Below are 5,237 nucleotides of genomic sequence, written 5' to 3' on the forward strand. Positions count from 1 at the left end.
CTGATGATGGTCGCGCCGATGGTGGTGCTGATGATCCTCGCAATGGGCCATATGTTCCCATCAAAGGCGGCCAATGCGGCCCTTCTGGTCGGCTCGGTCGTGATATTTGCTGGATCGTTTGCGCTGATCCGCACGCAAACGACGATCGGCGATACGGCATTCCTCCGTTCGATGATCCCGCACCATTCGGGGGCGATCCTCATGTGTCGCGAGGCGACCTTGAAGGACCCGGAGATCGTCCGTCTGTGCGGTGGTATCGAGCAATCCCAACGGCGCGAGATTGATGAGATGAAGGCTATTCTCGCCCGCAAGTAGGTTTCGCCATCCCATTCTCGAAAATTAGCGCAGGCTTGCGAGGGTAATGGCGCGCTCGCGCGTATTAACAATGCGGGGCGATGAGGAGAGAATTGTGAAGAAAATAATCGCCGTCATGATCTTCGGATTGTTGACCACACCCGCGATCGCGCAAATGCAGGGCATGGACCATTCGAAGATGGACATGGGCCAGATGACGAACCCTACGCCGGCCAACCCGTATCCGCCGGCCGAGATGGAGATGCATCAGAAGATGATGTCCGCCATGGGCGGCGACGCGACGGAAACCTGGGTTCGCAAGATGATCGAACATCATCGCGGCGCGATCGCGATGTCACGCATCGTCTTGCGCGACACAAAGGACGCGCAGGTTCGAACGATGGCGACCAAGGCGATTACCGAGCAGACTCGGGAAGTGGGCGAGCTGCAGGGCTGGCTAAGAGCTCACCACAAGCGTGCGCAGTAGAGACTTTCCCCCGCCCAAGGGCGGAGGATAACGGAAGGTGTATATGCCACTGAAACTCGTTCTTGCTGCGTTCGCCGCGTCTGTCTCGGTCGCCAGTGCCGCGGCTGTACCTATCACAGTCCATCGCGATCCAGGATGTGGTTGCTGCGAGAAATGGGCCGCCCAGGTCCGCCAGCAATTCGGCCGGCGCGTGGCCATAATCGATGATCAGCAGCGATCTGCCTTTCAGCGCACGCACGGCGTGCCCGCTCGGCTGTCATCGTGTCATACAGCGATCGTCGACGGCATGGTTTTCGAGGGACACGTCCCTATCGCGGACATGAAGCGCGTTCTCGCGCAGCGTCCTCGTGGTGTGCGTGGTCTTGCCGTAACGGGCATGCCTCTCGGATCACCAGGCATGGAAGCCCCCGGGCAGCCGGTTCAGGCGTTCAATGTCTTCGCCTTTGGTGCAGGAAGCGAAACTATCTACGCGCGGCACGGCGGATGAGCATGGCGTTGCTCTTGGATCAAGATTGGCGTAGTTGATTACAGCTGTGAAACGTGCGCTTCCCCTCTTTCTCCTGCTCGGAGCCCTGCTCGGTCTGCTCGGCCAGGAAGCCGCCTTTGCGTCAGCACCGCCTGTAGTGTCCGTATCGATGGCGATGACCGGGACGGCCGATTCCGGCATGTCCGAAGACTGCATGAAGATGATGACGCAGCAACAGCAGCCCGCGCAGAAACCCTGCAAGGGCATGACGCTCGCCTGCATCGCCGCGATGGGCTGTGTCATTCCCATGGCGGTTCGCAATGACGCACCGACGCTTGCGGTGCGCGCGGCCGATCCGACCCTGGCCTTCTGGTCGACCACCACCGTCCTGCGCGGCGGTGACGTTGCTCCCGAACCGGAACCGCCGACTCTCCTTGGCTGATCGAACTCGGCCGTAAGGCTGGAAGGGTCGTTGCGCCTGTCGCGGATCGACCTCCTGTCCAACCTGCGGCTACCCCGATGATTTGCCAAAGGATGATAGTCATGAAGAACCGTGTTTTCTATGCGCTGCTGGGCGTAGCCCTTGCCGCACCCGTCGCCGCATTCGCCGGCCAACCGGACCACAGCCAACAGTCCGGCCATTATGAGTGGAAGTCAGTCCCGCAATATGGACCGCGTGCGCCGCTCCAGGGACAGCGGCGCGTCTGGGTGCCTGATACCACGCAAGTGGCGGCGTGCGACTGCGACATGATGAAGATGAGCAGCGCCGACGCTGCTGATTGCATGAAGCAGATGCACAGCATGGCATCGCCTTCGTCGGCCCCGTCGGTCGGTTAGGCAAAAGTTCTGGCCGCTTCAGGTCGCATAGACGGCTAGGCCAGCAGTGGCGGCGGAATGCCCCCCATTCCGCCGCCACTGATATGCCTGTCATAGTGTGCGCGGCCGATCCGGTCCTCCGATCAGGAGTTTTCCATGCGATTGTTTGTTTGTGCGCCGCTGCTCGCGGCGATCCCCGGGATTGCGTTCGCCGGTCCGCTGACCTTCGATGCGGCGCTTCGCCAGGCTAAGCACGATGCTCCCTCCATTCGAGCGAAGACACTTGGCACTGATGCCGCGCGTTCGGCGCGTGGGGCCGCGGGAACGCTGCCCGATCCCACCCTCGCAGTGGGCGTAGACAGCTTCCCGATATCAGGACCGCTCGCGTTCGAGCCGCAGCGGGACAATTTTACCATGGCGCGGGTCGGGGTCAGTCAGGACATTCCCAACCTCGCTAAGCGCCATGCGCTACAGGCGCGCGCCGATAGCGACATCAAGGCGGCTGAGGCCGATACCGCGGTTGAGGCGCGCACCGTTGAGGTCGGAACGGCCTTGGCTTGGATCAATCTGGCCTATGCCGAACGCAGGCTTGCCGCGCTCGACGAGGTGCTGTCCCGGCTTGAGCGCGTGGTAGGGACCACGACAAGCGCGGTCGCTTCGGGCAATGCGCGGCCGGCGCAGACTCTTGCCGGTCAACAGGCAGTCGCGGCGATGCAGGATCGCCGCAGCGAACTGGTCTCGAGCGTGGCGCGGGCCCGCGCTACACTGACCCGGTGGACCGGCGATCCGGCGCCTGAGATTGCCGGGCCAATCCCCGAATTCCCGGTCGATGGGACCGAGCTTCGTGCTGGCCTCGATCGCCATCCCACCATCCAGATGATCGATGCCCAGGCTGGGCAAGCCGATGCCGATGTAAGGGTGGCGGATGCCGGTCGGCGTTCTGACTTCGGCGTGAATGTCGCCTATCAGCGCCGCGATCCCCGTTTCGGCGATTATGTCTCTGCTGGCGTGACGGTCAGCCTGCCGTTCTTCACCCGCAATCGTCAGAACGCCGGAATCGCCGCTGCCCAGGCCAATGCCGGGCGCGTTCTGGCCGAACGCGAAGCGGCGCGCCGCGCTCTTGCTGCCGACCTCGATGCCGATATCGCCGACCATGTCATGCACCACGAACAATGGATGCGCGCGCAGGGCACGCTGCAGCCGCTCGCCGAGCAACGCGTGAGGCTGGAAACCGCAAGCTATGGTGCAGGACGCGCCAGTCTTGTCGATGTCGCAGACGCTTATGCCGCGCTTGCCGACGCCACCCTCACTGTCCTCGATCGCGAAGCGCTGGTCGCCGCTGACGGCGCCCGATTGACACTCACATACCGGAGCGAAAATCGATGAGCCTCGAGATATCACCGCGCGCCCGGCTGGGTCTTGCCGCCGCAGCGCTCGCCCTCGTCGCTGGTGGCGCAGGCTATGGCATCGCCCACCTCGGTGGGAGCGAAACCGCTCCTACGCAAACAGCCGATTCCGGTCGTAAGGTGCTTTACTGGTACGATCCCATGGTGCCGCAAGAGCACTACAACAATCCGGATACGCTTTCGTCGATGGGGATGAAGACCATCCCCAAATATGCCGATGAAGGCGGCGGCAACGCGCCGGGCATCCGCATCGATCCCGCTGCGTCCCAAACGCTGGGGCTGCGCGCGGTCGCCGTACGACGGGGACAACTGACCAGCAGCCTAACCGCCACCGGCACGATCGACTTCAACCAGCGCGATGTCGCGATCGTCCAGGCGCGCGCTGGCGGGTTCGTTCAAAGGGTCTATGCCCGGGCGCCCGGCGACATCATTGGCGCCGGTGCCCCACTCGCCGACCTGCTCGTTCCCGAATGGGGTGGCGCACAGGCCGAGTTCCTGGCGGTCCGCCGCACCGGGAGCGCGGCTTTGATACAGGCAGCGCGCCAGCGGCTCATACTGCTTGGCATGCCGTCTGGTACGGTCGCGTCGGTCGAGCGAACGGGTCGGCCGCACAATGTCATCACGATTTCCACGCCAACCGGCGGCGTTATCAAGACGTTAGATGTGCGGGCCGGCATGACGATGACGGCAGGACAGACGCTTGCCGAGGTCAACGGCCTTGGCACGGTCTGGCTCAATGCTGCCGTGCCCGAAGCCATCGCGGGACCGCTCAAGCCCGGACAAACCGTGCAGGCCACGCTTGCCGCATTCCCCGGCGAGACATTGTCGGGCCGTGTCTCGGCGATCCTGCCTACGACGCAGGCCGACAGCCGGACGCTCACCGTGCGGATCGAACTACCCAATCGTGGTGGTCGTCTGCGCCCGGGCATGTTCGCAACCGTGTCGTTCGGCGGCAGCGCACAGCCAGCATTGCTCGTACCCTCCGAGGCGCTGATCCGCACCGGCAAGCGGACCTTGGTGATGCTTGCGCTAGATAAGGGCCGCTACCGGCCGGCCGAGGTGCAAACCGGCAGGGAATCCGGGGACGACACCGAGATCCTCGCTGGGCTCTCCGAAGGCGAGAAGGTCATCGCTTCGGGCCAATTCCTGATCGACTCCGAGGCTAGTCTTTCCGGCGTGCAGGCACGGCCGATCGGTGGCGGTGTGCCGATGGCAGTTGGCAAACGCGCAGCTACGGCCGCGCTCTACGAGACCGTAGGCAAAATCGAGCAGCTTACCGCCAATTCGGTGACGCTGAGCCACGAGCCGGTGCCGGCGATTGGCTGGCCGGCGATGACGATGACCTTCCAGCTTCCCAATCCGAACGTCGCGCGGGGCCTGAAGACGGGCGATCGTGTCCGTTTCGGGTTCGATCAACCGCCGGCCGGACCGACCGTGCGGCGCATGGCGAAGGTGGCGGGGCAGTGATCGCCCATCTCATCCGCTGGTCGGTCAGGAACCGCTTCTTCGTCCTGATCGGTGTATTGGCCCTTATCGGCGTGGGTGTCTGGGCGGTGCGATCAACCGCGATCGACGCGCTACCGGACCTCTCCGACACGCAGGTCATCATCCGCACCAGCTATCCGGGACAGGCGCCGCAGATCGTCGAGAATCAGGTCACCTATCCGCTGACGACCACCATGCTGTCGGTGCCGGGTGCCAAGACGGTGCGGGGCTATTCCTTCTTCGGCGACAGCTTCGTCTATGTGATCTTCGAGGACGGCACCGA

At 63.6% G+C, this 5,237-nt stretch carries 8 protein-coding genes; all 8 read left to right on the forward strand.

All coding sequences use genetic code 11. The annotated features are described in order from the left end of the window. Nucleotides 1–315 (forward strand): DUF305 domain-containing protein (locus V7D69_RS15180; protein WP_333606221.1); only part of this gene is annotated, 315 nt, incomplete at its 5' end. Between the two features lie 70 nt (nt 316–385). Beyond that, entirely contained in the window at nt 386–781 is a 396-nt protein-coding gene (locus V7D69_RS15185; protein WP_179563641.1) for a DUF305 domain-containing protein, read from the forward strand. Between the two features lie 43 nt (nt 782–824). Beyond that, entirely contained in the window at nt 825–1,268 is a 444-nt protein-coding gene (locus tag V7D69_RS15190) for a DUF411 domain-containing protein (RefSeq protein ID WP_179563614.1), read from the forward strand. Nucleotides 1,269–1,314: 46 nt separating this feature from the next. Next, nucleotides 1,315–1,689 carry a hypothetical protein gene (locus tag V7D69_RS15195; RefSeq protein ID WP_149524030.1) on the forward strand — a complete coding sequence of 125 codons (375 nt, stop codon included), beginning with the start codon at nt 1,315–1,317 and terminating at the stop codon, nt 1,687–1,689. 101 nt (nt 1,690–1,790) lie between these two features. Then, a complete protein-coding gene (locus V7D69_RS15200; protein WP_149524029.1) occupies nt 1,791–2,084 on the forward strand; it encodes a hypothetical protein in 294 nt (97 codons plus the stop codon). A 135-nt stretch (nt 2,085–2,219) separates the two neighbouring features. Further along, the gene (locus V7D69_RS15205) at nt 2,220–3,449 is read left to right on the forward strand and encodes a TolC family protein (RefSeq protein WP_261937553.1); all 1,230 of its coding nucleotides are present in this window, start codon (nt 2,220–2,222) and stop codon (nt 3,447–3,449) included. Next, entirely contained in the window at nt 3,446–4,936 is a 1,491-nt protein-coding gene (locus V7D69_RS15210) for an efflux RND transporter periplasmic adaptor subunit (protein ID WP_179563609.1), read from the forward strand. Before V7D69_RS15205 ends, V7D69_RS15210 begins: the two co-directional genes overlap by 4 nt. Then, the coding region (locus tag V7D69_RS15215) for an efflux RND transporter permease subunit (protein ID WP_333606222.1) at nt 4,933–5,237 on the forward strand (305 nt) is incomplete at its 3' end. The genes V7D69_RS15210 and V7D69_RS15215, both read left to right, overlap by 4 nt.

It is taken from the genome of Novosphingobium sp. (assembly GCF_036733805.1).
In the GTDB taxonomy this organism is placed as follows: Bacteria; Pseudomonadota; Alphaproteobacteria; order Sphingomonadales; family Sphingomonadaceae; genus Novosphingobium.